Here is a 25,927-nt window from a genome sequence, read left to right as displayed (position 1 = left end):
CGTCCTTGCCTAGACTGGCAAACACGAGTAGTCGCTCGCGTTCCCCAAGAATGCGAGCGACCGCTCGCGTTTGTCAATCGCCCGCGGAGAGCTGGGGATCACTCGTGCCCGACAAGACCGACAACCAGGGGAAGGAAGCGGCCGCCGCCGACCGGCCGCGCCGCCGGCAGGCCCGCGGCGAGCGGCGGATCGCCCAGCTGCTCCAGGCCGCCGCCGCCGTCTTCTGCACCACCGGCTACACCGCCGCCAGCACCAACGCGATCGCCCGCGAGGCCGGCGTGTCACCGGGCACGCTGTACCAGTTCTTCCCGAACAAGGAGGCCATCGCGATCGAGCTGGGCGACCGGCTGGTGCACGAGATGCGCGAGACCTACGGCGAGGCGCTGGCGCCGGTCGGGCCCGGCACACCGCTGGAGGAGGCCGTGGCGGCCGCCGTCGACCGGTTCATCGACTTCAACTGCCGCCATCCGGTGTTCTTCGCGCTGATGCACGGCCCCGACGTCCCCGGCCGGATCGCCGAGGAGCACGACGCCCTGCACGCGACCCTGCTCTCCCGCGTCGAGTCGCTGCTGTCCTCGTTCATGCCCCACGCCCCGCGCGCCGACGTCCGGCGGACCGCCGACGTGTGCCTGAGCGTGTACAAGGCGGCCCTGGAACTGGTGCTGGCGCACGAGGGCGCCGAGCGCGACGCCTACGTCCGGGAGCTGAAGGACGTCCTGGTCCGCTATCTGCGCCCGCTGACCGAGACGCACGCCGTCGCACCGGCCGCCACCCCGGCCACGGGACCCGGCGCGGAACCGGCCGCCACCCCGGCCACGGGACCCGGCGCGGAACCGGCCGCCACCCCGGCCGCCACCCCGGGGACCACCTCGTTGAGAAATACCCCCTAGGGGTATACTGTGAGTGAGGTGACCCCCTTGGGTCGCCTCAGCCCCACACGCCTCAGCGAGGAGAACGACATGAGCGCCCAGACCGGCACCCCCGACACCGTCACCACGGTCTACAAGGTGAGCGGGATGAGCTGCGGGCACTGCGAGGGTTCCGTCTCCGCCGAGATCTCCGCGATCGCCGGCGTGGACTCGGTGAAGGCCGTGGCCTCCACCGGCGAGGTCACCGTGGTCTCCGCCGCCCCGCTCGACGACGAGGCCGTGCGCGCCGCCGTGGACGAGGCCGGCTTCGAGCTCGTCGGCCGCCTCTGACCCGCGGGCCCGCGGCACGTCCCCACACCCTGCGGTATGCCCGCAGTACGCGCGCACACCCCGCGGCACGTCCCCCCACACCCCGCGGTACGCCCCCACGGCACGTCCCCCCACGCGACTGTCGACACCGGGCCGTATCGGCCGGCTGATACCGGTTCTGTACGGCTCGGTCCGTTCACTGGAGTACGGACATGACCAGCACCACCAGCGCGGCCCCCCGGGGCGGCGCGCGGCCGGACGCCGAGGCGTCCGAGGTCGAACTGCTCATCGGGGGCATGACCTGCGCCTCCTGCGCCGCCCGCGTGGAGCGCAAGCTCAACCGGATGGAGGGCGTCACCGCGACGGTGAACTTCGCGACGGAGAAGGCGCGGGTGACCTACCCCCCGGGGGTACAGGTCGCCGACCTGATCGCCACGGTGGTGAAGACCGGGTACACGGCCGAGGAGCCGCCGCCCCCGGCACCCGGCCCCGAGCCGGGGCGGACCGCCGGGGCGGACCGGGACGCCGACCCCGAGCTGAGCGCCCTGCGCGAGCGCCTGATCGTTTCGGCGCTGCTGGCCGTCCCGGTCGTCCTGCTCTCCATGATCCCGCCGCTGCAGTTCGACAACTGGCAGTGGCTCGCCCTGACCCTCGCCGCCCCGGTGGTCGTCTGGGGCGGCCTGCCCTTCCACCGGGCGGCCGTCACCAACGCCCGGCACGGCGCCGCCACCATGGACACGCTGGTCTCGGTCGGCACCCTGGCCGCCTTCGGCTGGTCGCTGTGGGCGCTCTTCCTCGGGGACGCGGGCATGCCCGGCATGCGCGACGAGTTCCGCCTCACCGTCTCCCGGATGGACGCGGCCTCGACGATCTATCTGGAGGTGGCCTCCGGAGTCGTCGCGTTCATCCTGCTCGGCCGCTATCTGGAGGCCCGTTCCAAGCGGCGGGCGGGCGCGGCGCTGCGGGCGCTGCTGGAGCTGGGCGCCAAGGACGTCTCCGTGCTGCGGGACGGCCGCGAGGTGCGCGTTCCGGTGGCCGCGCTGGCCGTCGGCGACCGGTTCGTCGTACGGCCGGGCGAGAAGATCGCCACCGACGGCACGGTCGTCGAGGGCGCCTCGGCGGTCGACGCCTCGATGCTCACCGGCGAGTCCGTGCCGGTGGACGTGGGCGTGGGCGACGCGGTCACGGGCGCCACGGTCAACGCGGGCGGCCGGCTGGTCGTCGAGGCCACCCGGGTCGGCGCGGACACCCAGCTGGCGCGGATGGCCCGGCTGGTGGAGGACGCGCAGAACGGCAAGGCCCAGGTGCAGCGGCTGGCGGACCGGATCTCCGCCGTCTTCGTCCCCGTCGTGCTGCTCATAGCGCTCGGCACCCTGCTCACCTGGCTGTTCGCCGGCGGCGACGTCACCGCCTCCTTCACCGCGGCGGTCGCGGTGCTGATCATCGCCTGCCCGTGCGCGCTGGGCCTGGCCACGCCGACCGCGCTGATGGTCGGCACCGGCCGGGGCGCCCAGCTCGGCATCCTCATCAAGGGCCCCGAGGTGCTGGAGTCCACCCGCCGGGTGGACACCGTCGTCCTGGACAAGACCGGCACCGTCACCACGGGGCGGATGACCCTCCAGGAGGTCCACGCCGCCGAGGGCACCGACGAGAAGGAGCTGCTGCGGCTCGCGGGCGCGCTGGAGCACGCCTCCGAGCACCCCGTCGCCCGGGCGATCGCGGCCGGGGCGGAGGAGCGCGTGGGACCGCTGCCCGCGGCCGAGCACTTCGAGAACGTTCCCGGACGGGGGGTGCGCGGACGCGTGGAGGGCCACGAGGTGAGCGTGGGCCGCCTCTTCGAGGAGCTGCCCGAGGAGGTGGACCGGGCCCGTCGCACGGCCGAGGCCGAGGGCCGTACGGCGGTCGTGGTGGGCTGGGACGGCCTGGCACGCGGTGTCGTCGCCGTCGCGGACGCGGTCAAGGAGACCAGCGCACAGGCGGTGCGGGAGCTGCGGGCGCTGGGTCTGCGGCCGGTGCTGCTGACCGGCGACAACCGGGCGGTCGCCCAGGCCGTGGCCGGGGCGGTCGGCATCGACTCCGGCGACGTGCTCGCCGAGGTGCTGCCGGAGGACAAGGTGGAGGCCGTGCGGCGGCTGCAGGCCGAGGGGCGCACCGTGGCCATGGTCGGCGACGGGGTCAACGACGCCGCCGCGCTCGCCGCCGCCGACCTGGGGCTGGCGATGGGCACCGGGACGGACGCCGCGATCGAGGCCGGCGACCTCACGCTGGTCCGCGGCGACCTGCGGGTGGCGGCGGACGCCATCCGGCTGTCCCGGCGGACGCTGGCCACCATCAAGGGCAACCTGGTGTGGGCCTTCGGCTACAACGTCGCCGCGCTTCCGCTGGCCGCCGCCGGTCTGCTCAACCCGATGATCGCGGGAGCGGCGATGGCCTTCTCCTCCGTGTTCGTGGTGACGAACAGCCTCCGCCTGCGCACGTTCCGCTGACCCCGCCCGCCGCCGGAACCCGGACAAGCGGAAGTAAGAGTCCCTCTAGAGACGGCAGCGCGACTCCCATAAGCTCTTCACAAGGCTCGCGCATCATCCTTACGCTTGGGTCCCAGTCGCCATACCTGGGCTCTTGTGCGACGTGCGGACCTGCGCAAGCGCAAGAGACGCAGATCACAGTGATGTGAAGGTAACCATCGAAGGGGTTCGAAGGTCTAAGTTGGCGATGTCAGGAAGCGTCTTGGGGGGCGCGGACTGACGTCCGGGGATGTCTTGGGGGACTTTCCCGGAGATGCGTTGCCGGGGCACGTACAGCGGGAAGCTTTGAGCGGCCCTCCCGTACGTGCGCTGTCCCGGCAGATCGCACAGCGGTACGGCAGTACGGCGGTACCGCGTGGCACAGGAGAGGCGCGACGGGTTCTGCTCGTTGTGCTCACAGCGATTCAGGCGCTGGTTCTCACAGGCGCCCGGCCGGATCCCGTGGGGGGAATCCGCACCGGGACATGGGAAGGCGCCCTGGTCGTCGGCCCGTGGGGGGACCGGCGTACCGGGGCGCCTTCCGCTTCGCCGTGGGCCGCGGGGCTCAGCGCTCCTCGACGGGAACGAAGTCGCGCTCGACCACGCCGGTGTAGATCTGGCGCGGGCGGCCGATGCGGGAACCCGGCTCCTTGATCATCTCGTGCCACTGGGCGATCCAGCCCGGCAGCCGGCCCAGCGCGAACAGGACCGTGAACATCTCGGTCGGGAAGCCCATGGCCCGGTAGATCAGACCGGTGTAGAAGTCCACGTTGGGGTACAGCTTGCGCTCGACGAAGTAGTCGTCGGACAGCGCGTGCTCCTCCAGCTTCAGGGCGATGTCGAGGAGCTCGTCCTCCTTGCCCAGCGCGGAGAGCACATCGTGCGCGGCGGCCTTGATGATCTTGGCGCGCGGGTCGAAGTTCTTGTAGACCCGGTGGCCGAAGCCCATCAGGCGGACGCCGTCCTCCTTGTTCTTCACCTTGCGGATGAAGGTGTCGACGTCGGCGCCGGAGTCGCGGATGCCCTCGAGCATCTCCAGCACCGACTGGTTGGCGCCGCCGTGCAGCGGGCCCCACAGGGCGCTGATGCCGGCCGAGATCGAGGCGAACATGTTGGCCTGCGAGGAGCCGACCAGGCGCACCGTGGAGGTCGAGCAGTTCTGCTCGTGGTCCGCGTGCAGGATCAGCAGCTTGTCCAGCGCGGAGACGACCACCGGGTCCAGCTCGAACTCCTGGGCGGGCACCGAGAAGGTCATGCGCAGGAAGTTCTCGACGTAGCCGAGGTCGTTGCGCGGGTAGACGAACGGGTGGCCGATGGACTTCTTGTACGCGTACGCGGCGATCGTCGGAAGCTTGGCGAGCAGCCGGATGGTGGAGAGGTTGCGCTGCTTCTCGTCGAACGGGTTGTGGCTGTCCTGGTAGAAGGTGGACAGCGCCGAGACGACCGAGGACAGCATGGCCATCGGGTGCGCGTCGCGCGGGAAGCCCCGGTAGAAGTTCTTGACGTCCTCGTGCAGCAGGGTGTGCTGCGTGATCTCGTTCTTGAAGGTGGTGAGCTCGTCGACGGTCGGCAGCTCACCGTTGATCAGCAGGTAGGCCACCTCCAGGAAGGTGGAGCGCTCGGCCAGCTGCTCGATGGGGTAGCCGCGGTACCGGAGGATCCCCTGCTCACCGTCGAGATAGGTGATGGCGGATTTGTAGGCGGCGGTGTTGCCGTAGCCGCTGTCCAGAGTCACCAGACCGGTCTGGGCGCGGAGCTTCCCGATGTCGAAGCCCTTGTCGCCGACGGTGCTGTCGATCACCGGGTAGGTGTACTCGCTGCCGTCGTACCGCAGTACTACAGAGTTGTCGCTCACGTCTTCCCTCACCGACGTAGTGCCTCATCTTCGAGGTGCCCTGACTGTCTCTACCATCCCCCATTTGGCTCAGGAGAGTGCACTCGGGGTCGACCATTGGGCCTATTGGCGGCACTCAGTGCCGCCAACCTGCTCATCCTGCCCCCTGGACCGGGTCACGGGAAGAGCTGTGTGACCTTTACGACTCGTTTGATCGATCATTTTTTGTGACGGTCCGTCAGAAGTCCGGTTCCGGTCCCGCGAGGGGTGTCTTCCGGCCACCGTCCGCGCCCGCGCCCGGTCCGCCGCGGAGCCGGAAGCCGAGCGCCGTGCAGCGCCGTCCGGCCGACACCGTGCGCACCGCCTGGCCGATCGCCCGGCGCGAACCGACCAGGACCACCAGCTTCTTCGCCCTGGTCACCGCCGTGTACAGCAGGTTCCGCTGGAGCATCATCCAGGCGCCCGTGGTGACCGGGATCACCACCGCGGGATATTCACTTCCCTGCGAGCGGTGAATGGTCACCGCGTAGGCGTGGGCCAGTTCGTCCAGTTCGTCGAACTCGTAGCCGACCTCCTCGTCCTCGTCCGTCAGCACCGTCAGGCGCTGGTCGACCGGGTCGAGCGAGGTGACCACGCCCACGGTGCCGTTGAAGACGCCGTTCTCGCCCTTCTCGTAATTGTTGCGAATCTGGGTGACCTTGTCGCCGACCCGGAAAACGCGGCCGCCGAACCGCTTCTCCGGCAGATCGGGGCGGCCCGGGGTGATGGCCTGCTGGAGCAGGCCGTTCAGCGTGCCGGCGCCGGCCGGGCCGCGGTGCATGGGCGCCAGCACCTGCACGTCCCGCCGCGGGTCGAGCCCGAACCGGGCCGGGATCCGCCGCGCCGCCACGTCCACGGTGAGCCGGCCGGCCTCCTCGGTGTCGTCCTCGACGAACAGGAAGAAGTCCTTCATCCCGTCCGTGACCGGGGGCCGCCCCGCGTTGATCCGGTGCGCGTTGGTGACCACGCCGGACTGCTGGGCCTGGCGGAACACGCGGGTGAGGCGGACGGCGGGGACCGGGCCGCCCTCGGCGAGCAGATCCCTGAGGACCTCGCCGGCGCCGACGCTGGGCAGCTGGTCCACGTCGCCGACGAAGAGCAGATGGGCGCCCGGGGGCACCGCCTTGACCAGCTTGTTGGCCAGCAGCAGGTCCAGCATGGAGGCCTCGTCCACGACCACCAGGTCGGCGTCCAGCGGACGGTCCCGGTCGTAGGCGGCGTCGCCGCCCGGCTTGAGCTCCAGCAGCCGGTGGACCGTGGAGGCCTCGGCGCCGGTCAGCTCGGCCAGCCGCTTGGCGGCCCGGCCGGTGGGCGCGGCCAGCACCACCTTGGCCCGCTTGGCCCGCGCGAGTTCCACGACCGAGCGCACCGTGAAGGACTTGCCGCAGCCGGGCCCTCCGGTGAGCACCGCCACCTTCTCGGTGAGCGCCAGCCGCACGGCCGCCTCCTGCTCGGGGGCGAGCTCGGCCCCCGTACGGTCCTTCAGCCAGCTGAGCGCCTTGTCCCAGGCCACGTCACGGAAGGCGGGCATCCGGTCGGCGTCCGTGCGCAGCAGGCGCAGCAGCTGGGCGGACAGGGAGAGTTCGGCGCGGTGGAAGGGGACCAGGTAGACCGCGGTGACGTCCTCCGGCCCGCCGTCCGGCCCGGGCACCTTCTCCCGCACCACCCCCGGGTCCCCACCGTCCTCGGCCGGCTCGGCGAGCTCGGCCAGGCATTCGATGACGAGCCCGGTGTCCACCTGGAGGAGCTTGACGGCGTCCGCGATCAGCCGCTCCTCGGGCAGGAAGCAGTGGCCCTGGTCGGCGGACTGCGACAGCGCGTACTGCAGGCCCGCCTTGACCCGCTCGGGGCTGTCGTGCGGTATGCCCACGGACTGGGCGATCCGGTCGGCGGTGAGGAAGCCGATGCCCCACACGTCGGCGGCCAGGCGGTAGGGCTGGTTCTTCACCACGGAGATCGACGCGTCGCCGTACTTCTTGTAGATGCGCACCGCGATCGACGTGGACACCTCCACCGTCTGGAGGAAGAGCATGACCTCCTTGATCGCCTTCTGCTCCTCCCAGGCGTCGGCGATCTTCCTGGTGCGCTTGGGGCCGAGGCCGGGGACCTCGATCAGCCGCTTGGGCTCCTCCTCGATGATCCTGAGGGTGTCGGTCCCGAAGTGCTGGGTGATGCGGTCGGCGAAGACCGGGCCGATGCCCTTGACCAGGCCCGAACCGAGGTAGCGGCGGATGCCCTGGACGGTGGCGGGGAGCACCGTCGTGTAGTTCTCCACCAGGAACTGGCGGCCGTACTGCGGGTGGGAGCCCCAGCGGCCCTCCATGCGCAGGGACTCGCCGACCTGGGCGCCGAGCAGCGCGCCCACCACCGTGAGCAGATCGCCGCCGCCCCGGCCGGTGTCGACCCGGGCCACCGTGTAGCCGTTCTCCTCGTTGGCGTAGGTGATGCGCTCCAGGACTCCTTCGAGCACGACGAGCCGCCGCTGCCCGTCTCCCGGCTGCCGCGCCTCGCCCGCCGGGGAAGGGCTTCCCGCCTCATTGGACATGATCCGACGCTACCGCCCCGGTACGACAGCGCACGGCGGCCTGTGGACAACGGCGCCCTGTGGAGACGGCACCCTGTGGACAACGACGCCCACAACGGCGGTGTGCGGCATGATCGGAGCGTCCACGGCAGCCGGCCCGGCCTGTCCGTCCGCCCTGTCGGCCCTGTCCGCCCTGTCCGCCCGCACGGGGAGGTTCTGCTCATGTACGACTACGACCTGCTGGTCGTGGGTTCGGCCAACGCCGACCTGGTGGTCGGTGTCGAGCGGCGTCCGGGGGCCGGGGAGACGGTGCTGGGCTCCGACCTGGCCGTCCACCCCGGCGGCAAGGGCGCCAACCAGGCGGTCGCGGCCGCGCGGCTCGGCGCCCGTACCGCCCTGCTGGCCCGGGTCGGCGACGACGCGCACGGCCGGCTGCTGCTGGACTCGCTGCGGGCCGCCGGGGTCGACACGGCGGGCGTGGCGGTGGGCGGGGCGCCGACCGGGGTCGCGCTGATCACGGTGGACCCCTCGGGCGACAACAGCATCGTGGTCTCGCCCGGCGCCAACGCCCGGCTCACCCCGCACGACGTGCGGGCCGCGGCCGGCCTGCTGCGGGCCTCCCGGGTGGTGTCGGCGCAGCTGGAGATCCCGCTGGAGACGGTGACCGAGGTGGTGCGGTGCCTGCCCCCGGGCAGCCGCTTCGTGCTCAACCCCTCGCCGCCGCGCCCACTGCCCGAGCAGATCCTCGCGGCGTGCGACCCACTGATCGTCAACGAGCACGAGGCGAGGGTCCTCCTCGCCGGCACCGACGCCGATGCGGGTCCGGGCGCGGGTGCGGGTCCAGGGCCGGGTGCGGGTGCCGGTGCGGGGGACACTCCCGAGGACTGGGCGCGGGCGCTGCTCGCCCGCGGGCCGCGCTCGGTGGTCGTCACCCTGGGGGCCGAGGGCGCGCTGGTGGCGTCGGACGAGGGGATCGTCCGGGTGCCGTCGGTTCGGGTGGACGCGGTGGACACGACCGGCGCGGGCGACGCGTTCGCCGCCGCGCTGGCCTCCCGCCTGGGCGCGGGCGCGACGCCGGCGGCGGCCGCCGCCTACGCGGCACGCGTCGGCGCACTGGCGGTCACCCGCCGCGGCGCGCAGGACTCCTTCCCCACCTCGGCGGAGGTCGAGGCGATGTGACACCCGGCCGGTGCGGCGGGGTGCGTCCCTGCCCCGCCGGTCCGGCCGGGCACTGCCGCCTCCGCCGGTCCGTGTCCGGAAAGAATCTTGGTCCGGCCGTGCAACCTTCCCCGCACCCCGCATGTCGTACCTGGCGTCGGAATTCCCGGAAGGGGATCTGGGGGGATCGCGGGGTTCCGGCGCAGGAGGGGGCCAGGAGGGGAAACCCGAGGGGGCCCGGTCGCAGCACCGGGCTCCCTCGTATTGGCGTACGGGCCTGAGCGGCTCCCACACTCCCGCCTCCGCGCCGTCTCCGTACCGCACCGCACCGGCTTCGCACCGCCACCGCACCGGCTTCGCCGTCGCCTCGCGCGCCGTACGCCCGCACGGGCTCGCGCCACAGTCCCGCACTCCGCACGCCCAGGCCAAAAGCGCGTCCGTACCGTGTTGTTCGAGGGGGCGAACAACAGGGCCCGGTGGCCGTATGGTCTGCACGACACCGCCGGCCGGTGGCGTTCCGGCGGCCCGCGGCGTCCACGTACGGCGAAACGCGCGACCGGAGGACGACGACATGACGGTGACCCTGGCGGACGTGGCGGCCCGCGCCCAGGTCTCGCCCGCGACGGTGTCGCGCGTGCTGAACGGCAACTATCCGGTGGCCGCCGCCACCCGGGAGCGGGTGCTGAAGGCGGTCGACGAGCTGGACTACGTCCTCAACGGTCCCGCCAGCGCCCTCGCGGCGGCCACCTCCGACCTCGTCGGCATCCTGGTCAACGACATCGCCGACCCCTTCTTCGGCATCCTGGCGGGCGCCATCCAGTCGGAGATCGGCGGCCCCGGGGGACGGGCGGGCGGCGAGCGGCTGGCGGTGGTCTGCAACACCGGCGGCTCCCCCGACCGGGAGCTGACCTATCTGACGCTGCTGCAACGCCAGCGGGCCGCGGCGGTGGTGCTGACCGGCGGGGCCGTGGCGGAGGCGGAGCACGCGGCGGCGGTCGCCTCGAAGCTGCGCAAGCTGGTGGAGGCCGGGACGCGGGTGGTGCTGTGCGGGCGCCCGCCGGTGCCGGACACCGGGGCGGTCGCGCTCGCCTTCGACAACCGCGGCGGCGCCCGGCAGCTGACCGAGCATCTGATCGGACTGGGTCACCGCCGGCTGGGCTGCATCGCCGGCCCGGAAGAACGCACCACCACCCGGCACCGGCTCGAGGGGCACCGCGAGGCGCTGGCGGCGGCGGGGATCGAGGACGATCCGCGCCGGACGGTGCACGGCCGCTACGACCGCCGCTCGGGCTACGAGGCCACGCTGGAGCTGCTGCGCCGGGACTCCGCGCTGACCGCCGTCGTCGCCGCGAACGACTCCGTCGCGCTCGGCGCGTGCGCGGCCCTGCGGGAGTCCGGGCTGCGCGTCCCGGAGGACGTGTCGGTGGCCGGCTTCGACGACCTGCCCTTCAGCATCGACGCGGTGCCCTCGCTGACGACGGTGCGGCTGCCGCTGGCGGAGGCGGGGGCGCGGGCGGGCCGCATCGCCATGGGACGCGAGGAGCCGCCGCCCGGAGGGATCGCGACGGTGCGGGGCGAGCTGATGGTGCGGGGGTCCTCGGGGGTGCCCCGGGGATAGTGCTGGGACCGGGCGGGCCCGGCGGCCAGCGCCCGCCGGGCCCGCACCGGGCCGCGCCAGGCCGGGCAGCACCGCGCCAGGCCGCGCCGGCCCGGCGCGCCAGGCCGCGCCGCGCCGGGCCAACGCCAGGGCGAGAGCCCTCGCCGGGCCGAGCCCGGGCGCCTCGGGCCGGCGCGCGGGCCGCCCGGACCCGGGCAGCCCCTGGCCGGGCGGGGTCCCGCCGACGGCGCGCACGGACAGGCCCCGGGCGGGCACCCGCCGAAGAAGCGCGCACAGCCGGTGACCAGGCCAGCTTTCCCCAAGTACGCCCACACAGGCCAGGAGCCGGGCGGCATCCCGCCGGCAGCGCCCACACAGGCCAGCGGCCGGGCGGGGTCTCACCGACGGCGCGCACGGACAGGCCCCGGGCGGGGTCCCGCCGGAGAAGCGCGCACAGCCGGTGACCAGGCCGGCTTTCCCCAAGTACGCCCACACAGGCCCGGAGCCGGCGGCATCCCGCCGGCAGCGCCCACACAGGCCAGCGGCCGGGCGGGGTCCCGCCGACGGCGCGCACGGACAGGCCCCGGGCGGGCACCCGCCGAAGAAGGGCGCATAAGCCGGTGACCAGGCCGGCGATCCCCAAGTACGCACACACAGGCCAGGAGCCGGGCGGCATCCCGCCGACGGCGCGCACGGACAGGCCCCGGGCGGGCACCCGCCGGAGGAGCGCGCACAAGCCGGTGACCAGGCCGGCTATCCCCCCAAGGACGCCCAGACAGGCCCGGAGCCGGGCGGACCCCGGCAGCCAGTGGCCGGCGGACCCCCGCCAACGACGCCCACACGGGCCGGCGGCCGGGCGAACCCCCGCCCACGGCGCGTGGACGGGCCGGGCCGTCGGGGATAGCTTGGGAGGCGGATATCTCTGACTGAGTCAACCATCCGCGGGGGCCCTCATGACCGTCCAGGACATCCGTGCGTTCAACCGCTTCTACACCAACGTCATCGGCGCCCTCGACTACGGCCGCCGGCTGTACGCCCCCTACACGCTCACCGAGGCGCGGGTGCTGTACGAGCTCGCGCACCCCGCCGGGGCCGACGCGGCCGATCTGAGGGCGCGGCTGTCGCTGGACGCCGGCTACCTGAGCCGGATCCTCAACCGGTTCGAGCAGGACGGGCTCGTCGAGCGGGCGCCGTCCGCGAAGGACCCGCGCCGGCGCCGCGTCACGCTCACCGCGCGGGGGCGCGACGTCGCCGGCCTGCTCGACGAGCGGGCCGAGGAGAGCGTCGGCTCGCTGCTCGCCTCCGTGCCTCCCGCCGACCGCCCCCGGCTCGCGCGGGCCATGCGGACCGTGCGCGAGATCCTCTCCGACGGGACAGCCTCCGACGGGACGGCGCCCCGGGCCGCCCAGGACGTCGTGCTGCGCGGCCCCGCCCCCGGCGAACTGGGCTGGATCGTGCAGCGCAACGCCGCCGTCTACGCCGCGGAGTACGGCTGGGACTCCGGCTACGAGCGCCTGGTGGCGCGGATCGTCGCGGACTTCGCCGAGGACCACGACCCGCGCCGGGAGCGGGTGTGGATCGCCGAGCTCGACCACCGGCCGGTCGGGTGCGTGATGTGCGTACGGGACGAGGCCCCGGCCACCGCCCGGCTGCGGCTGCTGCTGGTCGAGCCCGAGGCGCGCGGCCTCGGCATCGGCGACCGGCTGGTGGACGCCGTCATCGGCTTCGCCCGCGAGGCGGGCTACCGCGACCTGGTGCTGTGGACGAACTCCGTGCTGGCCGGGGCCCGCCGCATCTACCAGCGGCACGGCTTCACCCTGGTCGCCGAGCGGCCCCACCGCTCCTTCGGGCACGACCTGGTCGGCCAGGACTGGACGCTGCGCCTGGACACCGCGCCGGAGGCACGAGGAGGGGCGGGAGCGGCTCGCGACGAGTAGGGTCGCTGGGTATGAAGCTGGCGTTCTCCACGCTCGGCGTGCCCGGCCTGCCCGTACCGGACGTGGTCCGGCTGGCCGCCGAGCACGGCTACCACGGTGTCGAACTGCGGGCGGATCCCGAGGAGCCCGTCCGTCCCGGCCTGGACCGGGCCGAACGGGAGCGGGTGGCCGCCGAGTTCAAGGCGGGCGGCGTCGAGATCCTGGGGCTGGCCGGGTACACGCGCGTCGCCGCGCCGGGCGACGACGCGCCCGTGCTCGCGGAGCTGCGCGAACTGCTCCAGCTGGCCCGCGACTTGGGCGCGCCCTTCGTGCGGGTCCTGCCCGGCGGCGATCCGGACCGGCCCCGCGAGGAGGCCGACGCGATCGCGGCCCGGCGCCTGGGCACCGCCGCCGAGTACGCGGCCGACCTGGACGTGCGCATCCTGCTGGAGACGCACGACTCGCACCGCACCGGGGCGGACGCGATGCGGGTCCTCGGCCTGGTGGGCCACCGCCAGGTGGGCGCGCTGTGGGACGTGATGCACACCTGGCTGGGCGGCGAGCAGCCGGCGGACACCTACGCGGCGCTCGCCCCGTACCTCGGCTACGTCCAGGTCAAGGACATCTCCTCGGCCGACGAGCCCGCCCCCCTCGCGCTGGGCGCCGGTGTGCTGCCCCTCGCCGAGTGCGTGGACGTGCTCTGCCGGGCCGGCTGGGACGGCTGGCTGTGCTGGGAGTACGAGAAGCGGTGGTACGAGGCGGCGGCACCGCTGCCGGAACTGCTCGGCCCGGGCCGCGACCACCTGGCCCGCCTGCTGAACGACTCGGCCTGACAGCGGCGGAGTCCGGGCGCGGCGGCGTTCCGGCACCGTCCGGACGGCGGCCCGCCCGGCGCGCACGGCCCGTACGGCACGTACAGCTCGGGGGCCCGTACGGGGCATCCCGGTCCGCCCGAGTCCGACGGCCGCCCTACTACGGGGCCCGTACGACGGAGCCCGTACGCCGGGGCCCGCACACCGGGGCCCGCACGACGGGACCCGCACGACGGCGCCCGCACGGCGCGCACGGCGGCCCCGCACCGCCCCCCCGGCCTCCCCGCAGCCGTCACGCCGACGTGGACGCCGTCTCCGGCAGCGGGCGCCGCCCCGCCGCGGGCGGCGCCCCGGGGCGGCCGCCGGTCAGCGAGGTCAGGGCCACCCCGCCCACCAGGAGCGCCGCCGCGCACCACCGCAGCGGGGTGACCGGTTCGCCGAGGAAGAGCGCCGCCGAGGACATTCCGAAGACGGGGACCAGCAGGGAGAACGGCGCGACGGTCGACGCGGCGTGGCGGCGCAGCAGCCAGCCCCAGGCGCCGAAGCCGAACACCGTGGTCACCCAGGCGACGTAGAGGACCGTGCCCGCGCCCTGCCAGTCCAGGGCGCGCAGGGCGGCCAGGTCGCGGGAGGGGCCCTCCAGCGCCAGCGACAGGGCGAGCAGGGGCAGCACCGGCACCGTGCTCACCCAGACCATGAAGTTCAGCGCGTCCGGGGGCGCGGCCCTGCGGGTGAGGACGTTGGAGGCGCCCCAGCAGGCCGCCGCCGCGACGACCAGCGCGAAGGCGCCGAGCGGCCCCGAGGTTCCCTCGTCCACCGCCGCGACGGCGATCCCGGCGAGCGCCACGCCCATGCCCACCAGCCGCCGCGCGGTGGGCCGTTCGCCCAGCGCCAGGCAGGCGAACAGGGCCGTGAAGACCGCCTGGATCTGCAGCACCAGCGAGGACAGCCCGGCGGGCATGCCCGCGTCCATCCCGACGAACAGCAGCCCGAACTTCGCCACGCCCAGCACCAGGCCCACCGCCACGATCCACTTCCAGGCCACCTTGGGGCGCCCCACGAGGAGGACCGCGGGCAGTGCGGCGGCCAGGAAGCGCAGGGCCGAGAACAGCAGGGGCGGGAAGTGCCCGAGGCCGATGTCGATGACGGTGAAGTTCACGCCCCAGACGGCGGCGACGAGGACGGCGAGGAGAACGTGGGTCGGTCGCATGCGTCGAGGATCACCTCCCGCGACCGTGAAGCACCAGCGATGATTGGTGGATGGTTGGATGAAGCCCTGCTAATCGGTCGGCCGTTGAAGCACCGCCGGGCCGGCCGGACGACACCCGGGGAGGACCCGTGCTCGATCTCCAGCGTCTGCGCGCCCTGCACGCCGTCTCGGTGCACGGCAGCGTCGGGGCCGCCGCGGTCGCGCTCGGCTACACCTCCTCGGCCGTCTCGCAGCAGATCGCCAAGCTGGAGCGGGAGACCAGGACGGTGCTCCTGGAGCGGGCGGGGCGGGGCGTGCGGCTCACCGACGAGGCGCGGCAACTCGTCGCCACGGCCGGTGAGTTGCTGGCGATCGTGGAGCGCGCCGAGACCGAGCTGGAGGAGCGGCGCGGGGTGCCGGCCGGGCGGCTGACCGTGGCCGCGTTCGCCTCGGCCGCGCGCGGGCTGATGCCCTCCGTGCTGGCGGACCTGGCCCGCCGTCACCCCGCCCTGGACGCACGGCTCACCGAGGTCGACCCGCATCTGTCCGTGGACCTGGTCGCCAAGGGCGCCGTGGACCTCGCCGTCGCTCACGACTGGGACATCGCGCCGCTGCCCGCACCGGCCGGGGTGGAGCAGGCGGTGATCGGCGACGACCTGTGCGACCTGCTCGTACCGTCCGGTCATCCCTTCGCGGGGCGGACGGCGGTACGGCGCTCGGAGCTCGGCGGCGAGCGGTGGATCTGCCAGCCGCCGGGCCGGGTCTGCCACGACTGGCTGCTGCGCACGCTGCGCGAGGACGGTCATGAGCCGGAAGTGGTCCACCAGGCCGACGAGAACCCGACCCTGGTCGCCCTCGTCGCCGCCGGCCTCGGGGTCGCGCTGATCCCGCGCCTGGGCCGCGGCCCGCTGCCCGAGGGCGTGGCCGAGGTGCCGCTGGACCCCATGCCCGTACGGCGGCTGTACGCGCTGTGGCGCACCGGGGCGGCGCGCCGCCCGGCGATCGCCGAGACGGTGCGCGCCCTGCGGCGCCACTGGCCGGAGGCCTCGGCCCACACGCCCCGCTGACGCGCTCACGACCACCCCCGTCCCCGCTTGCCGGCAATCGCGCCGGCCGGGGAACCCCGCCCCGCCCCCGCCCGTCCAACCGGCGAGCTGCCGGACGAGTCTGCGCGGTGCGGTGTCGGCCCTCGCCGCCGACTGCGATCGCCGACCACCCTCTCCGCCGTACCGCGGCCGGCGGCACGCCGCCGTCGGCGCGCCCCCCTCTCAAGCGCCGGCGGCGGCACCGCGCCTGAGCGAGACTCACTTTCCGCGCCGCCCGCCGCGCCCTCCCTGTCTGCGCGTTCCCTTGACTGGCAGAAACTTCCCGGATATTGGTGGCTGCGCGGAAGTTTCCTTCAGCGGAACACCTCCGAAAGGAGCGCACGTGCACGACTCCACACGCCCCTCCAGACGCACTGTCCTCGCCGCGACGGCCGGTCTCACCGCGGCCCTCGCGGTCGACGGGCCGGGCGGCACCGCCCACGCCGCCCCCGCCGCGCCGGCCGGCGACGCGCGGCTGCGCGCCCTCGTCTCCCGGATGACGCTGGAGGAGAAGGTCGGCCAGCTGTTCGTGATGCGGGTCTACGGCCACTCGGCCACCGACCCCGACCAGGCCGACATCGACGCCAACCTCCAGGAGATCGGCGTCCGCACCGCCGCCGAACTCATCGCCAAGTACCGCGTCGGCGGCATCATCTACTTCTCCTGGGCCCACAACACCCGCGACCCGCACCAGATCGCCGAGCTGTCCAACGGCATCCAGCGGGCGTCCCTCGCCCAGCCGCGCGGACTGCCGCTGCTCGTCACCACCGACCAGGAGCACGGTATCGTCTGCCGGGTGGGCGAGCCCGCCACGCTGTTCCCGGGGGCCATGGCGATCGGGGCCGGCGGCTCGCGCGCCGACGCCCGCACCCTGGGCCGGATCTCCGGTGCCGAGCTGCGCGCGATCGGCATCAACCAGGACTACTCCCCCGTCGCCGACGTGAACGTCAACCCCGCCAACCCGGTCATCGGCGTACGGTCCTTCGGCGCCGACCCCGAGGCCGTGGCGGGGCTGGTGGCGGCGGAGGTGAAGGGCTATCAGGGAGCCCGGGTCGCCGCGACCGCCAAGCACTTCCCCGGGCACGGCGACACGGCCGTCGACAGCCACTACGGCTTCCCCGTCATCACCCACAGCCGCGAGCTGTGGGAGAAGCTGGACGCCGTGCCGTTCCGGGCCGCGATCAAGGCCGGCATCGACGCGATCATGACCGCGCACATCCAGTTCCCGGCCCTCGACGACTCCGGCGACCCGGCCACCCTCTCCCACCCGATCCTCACCGGCATCCTGCGCGGCGAGCTCGGGTACGACGGGGTGGTGGTCACCGACTCGCTCGGCATGGAGGGCGTGCGCACCAAGTACGGCGACGACCGGGTGCCGGTGCTCGCGCTCAAGGCGGGCGTCGACCAGCTCCTCAACCCGCCCTCCCTGGACGTCGCCTGGAACGCGGTGCTCCAGGCCGTGCGCGACGGCGAGCTCACCGAGGCACGGCTCGACGAATCGATCCTGCGGATCCTGCGGCTCAAGCAGCGCCTCGGCCTGTTCGACCAGCCGTGCGTCAGCCGGGCCGGGGTCGACCGCACCGTCGGCACCCCGCAGCACCTGGCCGAGGCCGACCGGATCGCCGAGCGCACCACGACCCTGCTGGTCAACGAGGGCCGCCTGCTGCCGCTGTCCCGGCGCACGCACCGCAGGCTGCTGGTCGTCGGCGCCGATCCCGCCTCCCCGTCCGGCACCACGGGCCCGCCCACCGGCGTGCTCGCGGCCGCGCTCACCGAGCAGGGCTTCACCGCCACGGCCCTGTCCACCGGCATCACCCCCACGGCCGCGGCGATCGACCAAGCCGTCGCGGCGGCGGCGGACGCGGACGCGGTGGTCGTCGCGACGTACAACGTCACCGCGGGCAGCCCGCAGCGGACGCTGGTGCAACGGCTGGTCGCGACCGGGAAGCCGGTCGTCGCGATCGCCGTCCGCAACCCCTACGACGTGGCCCAGCTGCCCTTCGCGCCCGCCGTCCTGGCGACCTACTCGTGGACCGACGTGGAACTGCGCGCCGCCGCACGGGTCGTGGCCGGCCGGGTGCGGCCGCGCGGCAGGCTGCCGGTACCGGTGCGGCGCGCGGACGACCCGGCGGCACAGCTGTACCCGATCGGGTACGGCCTGTCGTACTAGCCGGGCTCGCGCACCGGGCGTACCGCGGCGTACGCCGCGCACCCGGCGGACGGCCCCCGACGGGACCAAAGCGCCCCACACGCCTGGCGTGGCCCGCCCCCGCGGGTCACGCTGGACGCGGGTGGACCGGGGGGCGACCATGCGCGGAGAAGGAACGGCGGGGGCCGGGTGCGTGCTGCCCGTGCTGTCCGTGCTGTGTACGGCGCTGCTCCTGGTGCTGACCGGCTGTCAGCATCCGTTCTCCGGCCAGGATCACGCGAGGCGTCCCGAGGGCACGCCGGCCTCCGTCCCGCCCTCCGGCTCCTCCGGCTACGGCGGCTCCTCCGGCTACGGCGCGGTGTTCCTCGGGGTGGGCGAGTGCAGTTCCTTCGGCACGACCAGCTTCACCGAGGTGCCGTGCTCGGGCGAACGGGCGGCGGCCCGGGTGATCGCCCGTCAGGACGGCGCACCGGACACGGGACCGGCCTGCCCACCGGCCACGGACTTCGTGCTGCACATCGGCGCGCAGCGCCCCGCCCCCACCGGAACCGGCCGGCCAGGCGCGGGCGCGGGCGCGGGCGGCGCGATCGCGCGCGGCTACGCCTGCATGCGCAACCTTCAGCCACCGCACCCCGGTGACCCGGGCGGCGGGGGCGGCCCGCGCACCGTCGTCGGCGACTGCCTCTACGGCGCCGGCCGCGGCGAGGTGCGCGAGACCGCCTGCGACGGAACGGGCGCGCACAGACCCGAGTACCGGGTGGTCCGCGCGGTGCGCGGCCGCTCCGGCTGCCCGCCCTCGACCGCCCTGTACGTGCAGCTGGGCGGGAAGGACCCGGTGGGCTGCGCCCGGAGGCTGTGACTCCGGGCGCAGCGTGCGCGGTCCGGCCGGATGCCGCCGGTCAGGGCCGCGGGGCCGCACGCGGGGTGCCGGTCACGGGCGCAGGGCCGGCTCCCGCTCCACGTCCCGCACGTCGAGCTTCGCGTCGTAGCGGGCCAGCGGCCGGGCCGCCGCCGGGTCCTCGCGCACCGTGGAGGAGGCCACGCCGGCCCACTCGAGGATGCGCGCCGTGGCGAGCGCCTTCTGCTCCGGGACCAGTCCCGCGACGTTCGCGCCGTGGTTCATGCCCGGCGCGGTGAAGACGTAGGAGTCGCGCGCGCCGTGGCCGAGGCGGAAGCGCTCGGCGCCCCACGGGTCGTTCTGCCCGTAGACGAACAGCATGTGCCGGGCGTGGTGGCGCACCCAGGTGTCCACGTCCCGCATCACCCACGGCTCGAAGCGCATCGGGATGGAGCGGGGCACGAAGTTGCGCGGCGGCTGGTAGCCGTAGCGGATCAGCTTCTTCTCGATGTGGGGGAAGTGGATGGTGGGCGCGCCGAGCTGGGTGCCGGCCTGGTAGTAGTACGGCGTGTAGGTCTCCAGGCCCTGGTCGGTGTAGGCGGAGAAGCCGGAGATGGTGTCGACCGAGTCCCAGATCTCCTCGTCGGTGGCGTGCGCGGCGTCCGCCGGGACGGTGTCGCAGTCCTCGAGCAGGCTGTACTGCCAGAAGCCCCACACGTAGTCGAGGACGACCGCCTCGTAGGCCTTGTCGAGGCTGCCGATGGTGGTGAAGGTGTAGCCGTTGTCGGCGGCGTACTGCGCGTACTTCTCCTCCAGCGACTGACGGCGCACCAGGGCCTCGCGCTGCACGGCGCCGAGCCGGTCGCGGCACTCCTTGGTGCCCACGGCGGCGAAGAAGCGGTCGTAGGCCGAGTCCTCCTTGTTCACCACGTCGTTGGGCGCGACGTATGCCACCACGCCGTCCATGTCCCGCGGGTAGAAACGCTCGTAGTAGGTGGCGGTCATGCCGCCCTTGGAGCCGCCGGTGGCTATCCACTTGTGCGAGTAGAGGGGCTTGAGCGCCTGGAAGATGCGGTGCTGGTCGCTCGCCGCCTGCCAGATGTCGAGCTTGGACCAGTCGGCGGGGCTGGGCCGGGACGGGGTGAAGAAGCGGTACTCCATGGAGACCTGGTTGCCGTCGACGATCTGCGTCGGCTCACGGCGGCTGGGGGTCGTGGAGACGTTGTAGCCGCCGGTGTAGAAGACCGTCGGGCGGTCGGTTCCCTTGTGCAGCACGGTGATCCGCTGCTGGAAGGTGCCCTTGGACGGGTGCCGGTGGTCGACCGGCTGGGTGTAGTTCAGGACGAAGTACCGGTAGCCGGTGTAGGGCTTCTCCTCGATCAGGCTCATGCCCGGGATGGAAAGGAGCCGGTCCTTGATGTCGCCGGTGCTGCTCGCCGTGCCTGTGGCCTCCGGCGGGGCCGCGGTGGCCGCCCCTGCCGTGCCCATGGTGCCGATGAGCACCGTGAGCGCGAGCAGCCATCTGAGCGTGATGCGCATGCACACTCCCCTGTGAGACATATGTGCGCCGGAAGCTATCGGAGCAACTCGGGTGCGCACCAGGGGAGTAGGGGAAATCCCCGTACGGGTCAGCCGTTCAGCACAGTATCCGGCCGTTCAGCACAGGATCCAGCCGCTGCGCACCGCTTTGCCGCCCACCGATCCGCCGACGCGCACGCACCGGTGGCCGGCGTGCACGGTGACCGGGCCGGCGTGGTACGAGTAGCGGCCCCGGTCGGTGACGGCGCGGTTGCCACGGGCCTGCACGGTGACGGACATCGCCTGCCGGCGGCCGGGGTGGTCGGGGGTGGTGAGCGCGCAGACGTAGCCGGCGCGCTTGTAGACGTGGACCGTGCCGGTGGCGAAGGGCAGCGCTCTGACCTCGCGGCCGGAGCAGGTGGTGGCCGGCGCGGCCTGCGCGGTGGCGGGCAGCGCGAGAGCGAGCAGCACCGCTCCGGTCAGCACGGCCAGGGCCGGCCCCAGCCTCCCGCGTTTCGCACCACTGTCCACGGTCGTTCCTCCCCCTGGTGGCCGTCACCCACCGTACAGACGTACGGGTTTACGGACGCACGGCGTACGCCGGATGGTTGCGTCGCCGGGTTCAGCGGGACGCGCCGAGGGGTTCCTCCGGCTCGGGCGCGCCGGTGAAGGTCCGCCACAGTCCGGCGTACCGCCCGCCGCGGGCGAGCAGTTCGTCGTGGGTGCCGTCCTCGGCGACGCGGCCGTGGTCCATCACCACCACCCGGTCCGCGCGGGCGGCCGTGGTCAGCCGGTGGGCCACCACCAGGGTGGTGCGGCGGCCGGCTATGCGGTCCGTGGCCCGGTTGACCTGCGCCTCGGTGGCGAGGTCGAGCGCGGCGGTGGCCTCGTCCAGGAGGAGGATGTCGGGGTCGACGAGCTCGGCGCGGGCCAGGGCGATCAGCTGCCGCTGACCGGCCGACAGATTGCGGCCGCGCTCGGCGACCTCGTGCAGATAGCCGCCCTCCAGGGTGGCGATCATCTCGTGCGCGCCGACCGCCCGTGCCGCGGCCTCCACCTCGGCGTCGGTGGCGCCGGGGCGGCCGTAGGCGATGGCGTCGCGGACGGTGCCCTGGAAGAGGTACGCCTCCTGCGGTACGACGCCCAGCCGGTGCCGGTAGGAGGTGAGGTCCAGGGCGCGCAGGTCCCGGCCGTCCACGGTCACCCGGCCCGCGGTGGGGTCGTAGAACCGGGCCACCAGCTTCACCAGGGTCGACTTGCCCGCGCCGGTCTCGCCCACGAAGGCGACCGTCTGCCCGGCGGGGATGCGCAGGTCGATCCCGCGCAGCGCCGCCTCGCCCGAGCCGGCGCCGCCGTAGGCGAAGTGCACGTCCTCGAAGGCGATCTCGCCGCGCAGGGCGGGAACGTCGAGCGGCCGGCCGGCGGCCTCGGTGGACGTCGGCTCGCGCAGCAGCTCCTGGATGCGGCCGAGCGAGACGCTCGCCTGCTGGTAGCCGTCGAAGACCTGGGAGAGCTGCTGGACGGGCGCGAAGAACAGGTCGATGTAGAGCAGGTACGCCACCAGGGCGCCCGTGGTCAGCGTGGCCGCCTCCACCCGGCCGGCACCCGCGATCAGCACCGAGGCCGCCGCCACCGAGGACAGGAACTGCACGAACGGGAAGTAGACGGAGATCAGCCGCTGGCCGCGGGTGCGGGCCCGGCGGTAGCTGTCGCTGCGCTCGGCGAACCGCCGCCGGCCGTCGCGCTCGCGCCGGAACGCCTGCACGATCCGCAGCCCGGCCACCGACTCCTGGAGGTCGGCGTTCACCACCGACACCCGCTCCCGCGCCAGCCGGTACGCCTTCACGCTGGCCCGGCGGAAGAAGTAGGTGGCGACGATCAGCGGCGGCAGGGTGGCGAACACGACCAGCGCCAGCCGCACGTCGATCACCAGCAGGGCGACCATGATGCCGAAGAACGTGACGACCGAGACGAACGCGGTGACCAGGCCCGTCTGGAGGAAGGTCGACAGCGCGTCGACGTCCGTGGTCATCCTCGTCATGATCCGGCCGGTCAGCTCCCGCTCGTAGTAGTCGAGGCCGAGCCGCTGGAGCTGGGCGAAGATCTTCAGGCGCAGGGCGTACAGGACGCGCTCGCCGGTGCGGCCGGTCATCCGGGTCTCGCCGGTCTGCGCCGCCCACTGCAGGACCACGGCGAGCAGGCCCAGCAGCGACGCCGCCCACACCGCTCCTAGGGCCGTCTCGCTGACGCCCCGGTCGATGCCGTGCCGGATCAGCACGGGCAGCAGCAGCCCCATGCCGGCGTCCACGGCCACCAGCACGAGGCTGAGCAGCAGCGGCAGGGCGAAGCCGCGCAGCAGCCGGCGCAGGCCGTAGGAGTCCTCGGGGCGGACGGCGCGCGCCTCGTCGATGTCCGGGGTGTCGGTCGCGGGCGGCAGGGCCTCCACCTGGGCGAGGAGGGCGGGGGTGGCGGGCATGCCGTCCAGCGCCGTGTCCCTCGGCTCGCGCTCCCCCGCCCACAGCCGGGGCGTGATCCCGCGCTCGGCGTCGAACTCGGCCTCCAGCTCCTCCCTCCCCCACTCCCCGAGGGGCTCGAGCGGGGGAACCCCGGCCGAGGTGTCCTCGCGCGGTGCGGCGGGCGGGGTGTGCCCGGGGGAGACCCCGCCGAGCTCATCGGGGTCGGTGAGCAGGCGCCGGTACAGGGCACAGCGCCGCTGGAGCTCGTCGTGCGTGCCGATGTCGGCGAGCCGGCCGCCGTCGAGCACGGCGATGCGGTCGGCGAGGTTGAGGGTGGAGCGGCGGTGGGCGATCAGCAGGGTGGTGCGGCCCGCCATGACCTGTCCGAGGGCCTGGTGGATCTCGTGCTCGACCCGGGCGTCCACGGCCGAGGTGGCGTCGTCCAGGACGAGCAGGCGCGGGTCCGCGAGGATCGCGCGGGCGAGCGCGACGCGCTGGCGCTGGCCGCCGGAGAGGGTCAGCCCCTGCTCGCCGACCGTCGTGTCGTAGCCGTCGGGCAGCTCGGCGATGAAGCGGTCGGCCTGGGCGGCGCGGGCGGCCGCCTCGATCTCCGCGTCGGTGGCGTCCGGGCGGCCGTAGGCGATGTTGGCGCGGACGGTGTCGGAGAACAGGAAGGAGTCCTCCGGGACCAGGCCGATCGCGGCCCTGAGCGAGTCCAGGGTCAGCTCGCGCACATCGTGCCCGCCGACCAGGACGGCGCCGTGGGTGACGTCGTAGAAGCGCGGCAGGAGCAGGGAGAGCGTGGACTTCCCGGAGCCGGAGGAGCCGACGACGGCGAGGGTCTCGCCGGGGCGGATCTCGAAGCTGAGCCCTTGGAGGACCGGCCGGTCCGGGTCGTAGCCGAAGGAGACGTCGTCGAACTCGACGGTCGCGGGCGCGTCGGCCGGGAGTTCCCTGGCGCCGTCGGTCAGGGTGGGCTCGGTGTCGATCAGCTCCAGGACGCGCTCGGTGCTCGCGCGGGCCTGCTGGCCCACGGTGAGCACCACGGCGAGCATGCGGACCGGGCCGACGAGCTGGGCGAGGTAGGTGGAGAAGGCGACGAAGGTGCCGAGGGTGATGTGGCCCTCGACCGCCAGCCAGCCGCCGAGGGCCAGCATGGCGACCTGGCCGAGGGCGGGGACGGCCTGGAGCGCCGGGGTGAACCGGGCGTTCAGCCGGATGGTGCGCAGCCGTCCCGCGTACAGCCGCCGGCCGACCTCGCGCAGCTTGGCGGTCTCCTGCTCCTCCTGTCCGAAGCCTTTCACCACGCGCACGCCGGTGACCGCGCCGTCCACGACGCCCGCCACCGCGGCGGCCTGCGCCTGGGCGTACCAGGTGGCCGGGTGCAGCTTGGTGCGGCTGCGCCGGGCGATCCAGCCGAGCGCGGGCGCCACGGCGAGGGCGACCAGGGTCAGCGGCAGCGACAGCCAGGCCATGATCACCAGGGAGATCAGGAAGAGCAGGACGTTGCCGATGGTCATCGGCAGCATGAAGAGCAGGCCCTGGATCAGCTGGAGGTCGCTGGTGGCGCGGCCGACCACCTGCCCGGTGGACAGCTCGTCCTGGCGGCGGCCGTCGAGCCGGGTGATCGTCCCGAACATCTCGGTGCGCAGGTCGTGCTGGACGTCCAGGGCGAGCCGCCCGCCGTAGTAGCGGCGGACGTAGGTGAGGACGTAGATGAGCAGCGCGGCGCCGATCAGGGCGCCGGCCCAGGGGGCCATGGACCGCTCGTGGGAGCCGATCACGTCGTCGATGATCACCTTGGTGATCAGCGGGACCAGGGCCATGACGGCCATGCCGGCGAGCGAGGAGCCGAGGGCCAGGGCGACGTCCTTGGGGTAGCGCCAGGCGTAGGAGGCGAGCCTTCGCGCCCACCCGCGTTTCTCCCCCGCTTGCGCTGCCACGTCGGTGCCTCCCTGCTGACCTGATCTTCCGGAAGGCACCAACGCGCGGCGAGGCGGATTTCATCCCTCCGCAACAGTGGGGCGGCGGCCCCGGACGCGTACGCGCGGGGATTCGGACACGGACGCGCAGGGACTCAGACACGTACGCGCGCGGACTCAGACACGTATGCGCAGGTAGTAGAAGCGGGTGGTCTGTGCCGGGTTCTCGTTGTCGTCGCTCACCAGCAGCACCTTCAGCCGGCCCCCGGCCCGGCCGGTGACCGTCATGCCCTCGATGTTGTCCAGCAGCGGGTTCGGCTGGGGCTGCCTGGCGGTGGCGCCGAGGGACGGGCAGGAGGCGATGTCGGTGAGGAGGGTCTTGCGGATCAGCCGGACACCGGGCTGCCCGGTCAGGGTCCCGGTGTCGCGGGTGTCGGTCGCGTGCCGGAGGTCGGCCAGGTAGAGGCGGACGGTGTTGCCCACGCCGGCGGTGAAGCCGCGCTCCAGGACCAGGAGCCGGCCGTCGGGCGTGGCCTGCACCTCGGGGACGTCGAGGCCGTCGTCGGTGCGGTAGGCGTACTGGGCGGCGGGGCGGAAGTGCCCGTCCCCGCCGCGCCGCCAGGTCTGGAAGCGGACGATGCCGGGGGTGTCGCCGGCCAGCGCGTACTCCATCGACGCGAGCAGCGTCCTGCCGCCGGGCAGCAGGGTCAGGCCCTCGAAGGTCTGGTTGGCGCCGGCCCGGCCGGCCGGGGCGACCCGCAGCGCGGGCGGCACGGGAAGGCTCCCGAGGACGCGGCCGTCGCGGGAGTAGCGGCGCACCGACGGCTCGGTCTCCGAGGTGACCAGGCGGGTGCCGTCCCGGTCCACGGCCAGTCCCTCGGAGTCGAGCGGGGCGCCGCTCGCGTCGGCGAGCGGGACGACGCCCTTCGGCCGCAGCGTCCCGCGGTCCAGGCGGAACAGCGCGGAGCGGTCGGAGAGCGCGGCGAGCGAGCCGTCGCGGTCCACGGCGAGCGCGGAGAGGTTGCCGGTGTAGATGCCCTGGTACGTCGTCTTGTCCAGGGCGTCGGAGAAGCGGTCCAGGGACACGGCGGGCGAGCAGGCGTGGTCCCGGCCGGCGTGGGTGCCGGCGGCGGCCGGGCCCGCGCCGGCGCAGGTGGCCGCCGCCAGGGCGGCGGTGAGGGTCGCGAGTACGGTTCTCAGACGCATGG

Annotated in this window: 17 protein-coding genes; 10 read left to right on the top strand and 7 right to left on the bottom strand. The window is 73.9% G+C overall.

Annotation, left to right across the window (positions count from 1 at the left end):
* Positions 1-104: 104 nt before the first annotated feature.
* The 3 genes from ACI2LW_RS12900 (at position 105) to ACI2LW_RS12890 (ending at position 3,664) form a co-directional block, all read left to right on the top strand.
* Entirely contained in the window at positions 105-890 is a 786-nt protein-coding gene (locus ACI2LW_RS12900) for a TetR/AcrR family transcriptional regulator (RefSeq protein WP_404731230.1), read from the top strand.
* 69 nt (positions 891-959) lie between these two features.
* Positions 960-1,199, top strand: coding sequence for a heavy-metal-associated domain-containing protein (locus ACI2LW_RS12895; RefSeq protein ID WP_404731229.1), 240 nt, complete (start codon positions 960-962; stop codon positions 1,197-1,199).
* A 191-nt stretch (positions 1,200-1,390) separates the two neighbouring features.
* The gene (locus ACI2LW_RS12890) at positions 1,391-3,664 is read left to right on the top strand and encodes a heavy metal translocating P-type ATPase (protein WP_404731228.1); all 2,274 of its coding nucleotides are present in this window, start codon (positions 1,391-1,393) and stop codon (positions 3,662-3,664) included.
* A gap of 583 nt (positions 3,665-4,247) precedes the next feature.
* Here ACI2LW_RS12890 and ACI2LW_RS12885 read toward each other — a convergent pair.
* Both ACI2LW_RS12885 and ACI2LW_RS12880 read right to left on the bottom strand, forming a co-directional pair.
* A complete protein-coding gene (locus ACI2LW_RS12885; RefSeq protein WP_404731227.1) occupies positions 4,248-5,537 on the bottom strand; it encodes a citrate synthase in 1,290 nt (429 codons plus the stop codon).
* 217 nt (positions 5,538-5,754) lie between these two features.
* Positions 5,755-8,100: an ATP-dependent RecD-like DNA helicase gene (locus ACI2LW_RS12880; protein ID WP_404731226.1), complete on the bottom strand. Its 2,346-nt coding sequence runs from the start codon at positions 8,098-8,100 to the stop codon at positions 5,755-5,757.
* A gap of 201 nt (positions 8,101-8,301) precedes the next feature.
* On the opposite strand from ACI2LW_RS12880, the gene ACI2LW_RS12875 reads away from it, so the two are divergent.
* The 4 genes from ACI2LW_RS12875 to ACI2LW_RS12860 all read left to right on the top strand — a co-directional run bounded on the left by ACI2LW_RS12875 (position 8,302) and on the right by ACI2LW_RS12860 (position 13,583).
* Positions 8,302-9,258 carry a ribokinase gene (locus tag ACI2LW_RS12875; RefSeq protein ID WP_404731225.1) on the top strand — a complete coding sequence of 319 codons (957 nt, stop codon included), beginning with the start codon at positions 8,302-8,304 and terminating at the stop codon, positions 9,256-9,258.
* 550 nt (positions 9,259-9,808) lie between these two features.
* Positions 9,809-10,855 carry a LacI family DNA-binding transcriptional regulator gene (locus tag ACI2LW_RS12870; protein WP_404731224.1) on the top strand — a complete coding sequence of 349 codons (1,047 nt, stop codon included), beginning with the start codon at positions 9,809-9,811 and terminating at the stop codon, positions 10,853-10,855.
* A gap of 932 nt (positions 10,856-11,787) precedes the next feature.
* On the top strand, positions 11,788-12,771 hold the full coding sequence (locus ACI2LW_RS12865) for a GNAT family N-acetyltransferase (protein WP_404731223.1): 984 nt from the start codon (positions 11,788-11,790) through the stop codon (positions 12,769-12,771).
* 11 nt (positions 12,772-12,782) lie between these two features.
* A complete protein-coding gene (locus ACI2LW_RS12860; protein WP_404731222.1) occupies positions 12,783-13,583 on the top strand; it encodes a sugar phosphate isomerase/epimerase family protein in 801 nt (266 codons plus the stop codon).
* A 271-nt stretch (positions 13,584-13,854) separates the two neighbouring features.
* Here the strand turns inward: ACI2LW_RS12860 and ACI2LW_RS12855 are convergent, their stop codons facing one another.
* A complete protein-coding gene (locus ACI2LW_RS12855; RefSeq protein WP_404731221.1) occupies positions 13,855-14,772 on the bottom strand; it encodes an EamA family transporter in 918 nt (305 codons plus the stop codon).
* Between the two features lie 128 nt (positions 14,773-14,900).
* Here ACI2LW_RS12855 and ACI2LW_RS12850 point away from each other — a divergent pair, with 128 nt between their 5' ends.
* The 3 genes from ACI2LW_RS12850 to ACI2LW_RS12840 all read left to right on the top strand — a co-directional run bounded on the left by ACI2LW_RS12850 (position 14,901) and on the right by ACI2LW_RS12840 (position 18,844).
* A complete protein-coding gene (locus tag ACI2LW_RS12850; protein WP_404731220.1) occupies positions 14,901-15,818 on the top strand; it encodes a LysR family transcriptional regulator in 918 nt (305 codons plus the stop codon).
* 361 nt (positions 15,819-16,179) lie between these two features.
* Positions 16,180-18,006, top strand: a complete 1,827-nt coding sequence (locus ACI2LW_RS12845; RefSeq protein ID WP_404731219.1) for a glycoside hydrolase family 3 protein — start codon at positions 16,180-16,182, stop codon at positions 18,004-18,006.
* 139 nt (positions 18,007-18,145) lie between these two features.
* The gene (locus ACI2LW_RS12840) at positions 18,146-18,844 is read left to right on the top strand and encodes a hypothetical protein (protein ID WP_404731218.1); all 699 of its coding nucleotides are present in this window, start codon (positions 18,146-18,148) and stop codon (positions 18,842-18,844) included.
* A 72-nt stretch (positions 18,845-18,916) separates the two neighbouring features.
* Here the strand turns inward: ACI2LW_RS12840 and ACI2LW_RS12835 are convergent, their stop codons facing one another.
* From ACI2LW_RS12835 to ACI2LW_RS12820, 4 genes are all read right to left on the bottom strand, one after another.
* Positions 18,917-20,362, bottom strand: a complete 1,446-nt coding sequence (locus ACI2LW_RS12835; protein WP_404731217.1) for a S28 family serine protease — start codon at positions 20,360-20,362, stop codon at positions 18,917-18,919.
* A 117-nt stretch (positions 20,363-20,479) separates the two neighbouring features.
* Positions 20,480-20,872: a hypothetical protein gene (locus ACI2LW_RS12830; protein ID WP_404731216.1), complete on the bottom strand. Its 393-nt coding sequence runs from the start codon at positions 20,870-20,872 to the stop codon at positions 20,480-20,482.
* Positions 20,873-20,963: 91 nt separating this feature from the next.
* On the bottom strand, positions 20,964-24,740 hold the full coding sequence (locus ACI2LW_RS12825; RefSeq protein WP_404731215.1) for an ABC transporter ATP-binding protein: 3,777 nt from the start codon (positions 24,738-24,740) through the stop codon (positions 20,964-20,966).
* A gap of 156 nt (positions 24,741-24,896) precedes the next feature.
* On the bottom strand, positions 24,897-25,925 hold the full coding sequence (locus tag ACI2LW_RS12820; RefSeq protein WP_404731214.1) for an esterase-like activity of phytase family protein: 1,029 nt from the start codon (positions 25,923-25,925) through the stop codon (positions 24,897-24,899).
* Between the last annotated feature and the right edge of the window lie 2 nt (positions 25,926-25,927).

Origin of the sequence: Streptomyces sp. NPDC004065, from assembly GCF_044903565.1 — a bacterium.
GTDB lineage: Bacteria > Actinomycetota > Actinomycetes > Streptomycetales > Streptomycetaceae > Streptomyces.
This window is presented reverse-complemented; position numbering and strand designations above follow the sequence as displayed.

Coding starts and splice junctions, on each gene's coding strand:
- ACI2LW_RS12895 (WP_404731229.1), top strand. CDS start 960: ATGAGCGCCCAGACCGGCACCCCCGACACCGTCACCACGGTCTACAAG.
- ACI2LW_RS12890 (WP_404731228.1), top strand. CDS start 1,391: ATGACCAGCACCACCAGCGCGGCCCCCCGGGGCGGCGCGCGGCCGGAC.
- ACI2LW_RS12880 (WP_404731226.1), bottom strand. CDS start 8,100: ATGTCCAATGAGGCGGGAAGCCCTTCCCCGGCGGGCGAGGCGCGGCAG.
- ACI2LW_RS12875 (WP_404731225.1), top strand. CDS start 8,302: ATGTACGACTACGACCTGCTGGTCGTGGGTTCGGCCAACGCCGACCTG.
- ACI2LW_RS12870 (WP_404731224.1), top strand. CDS start 9,809: ATGACGGTGACCCTGGCGGACGTGGCGGCCCGCGCCCAGGTCTCGCCC.
- ACI2LW_RS12865 (WP_404731223.1), top strand. CDS start 11,788: ATGACCGTCCAGGACATCCGTGCGTTCAACCGCTTCTACACCAACGTC.
- ACI2LW_RS12860 (WP_404731222.1), top strand. CDS start 12,783: ATGAAGCTGGCGTTCTCCACGCTCGGCGTGCCCGGCCTGCCCGTACCG.
- ACI2LW_RS12855 (WP_404731221.1), bottom strand. CDS start 14,772: ATGCGACCGACCCACGTTCTCCTCGCCGTCCTCGTCGCCGCCGTCTGG.
- ACI2LW_RS12840 (WP_404731218.1), top strand. CDS start 18,146: ATGCGCGGAGAAGGAACGGCGGGGGCCGGGTGCGTGCTGCCCGTGCTG.
- ACI2LW_RS12835 (WP_404731217.1), bottom strand. CDS start 20,362: ATGCGCATCACGCTCAGATGGCTGCTCGCGCTCACGGTGCTCATCGGC.
- ACI2LW_RS12820 (WP_404731214.1), bottom strand. CDS start 25,925: ATGCGTCTGAGAACCGTACTCGCGACCCTCACCGCCGCCCTGGCGGCG.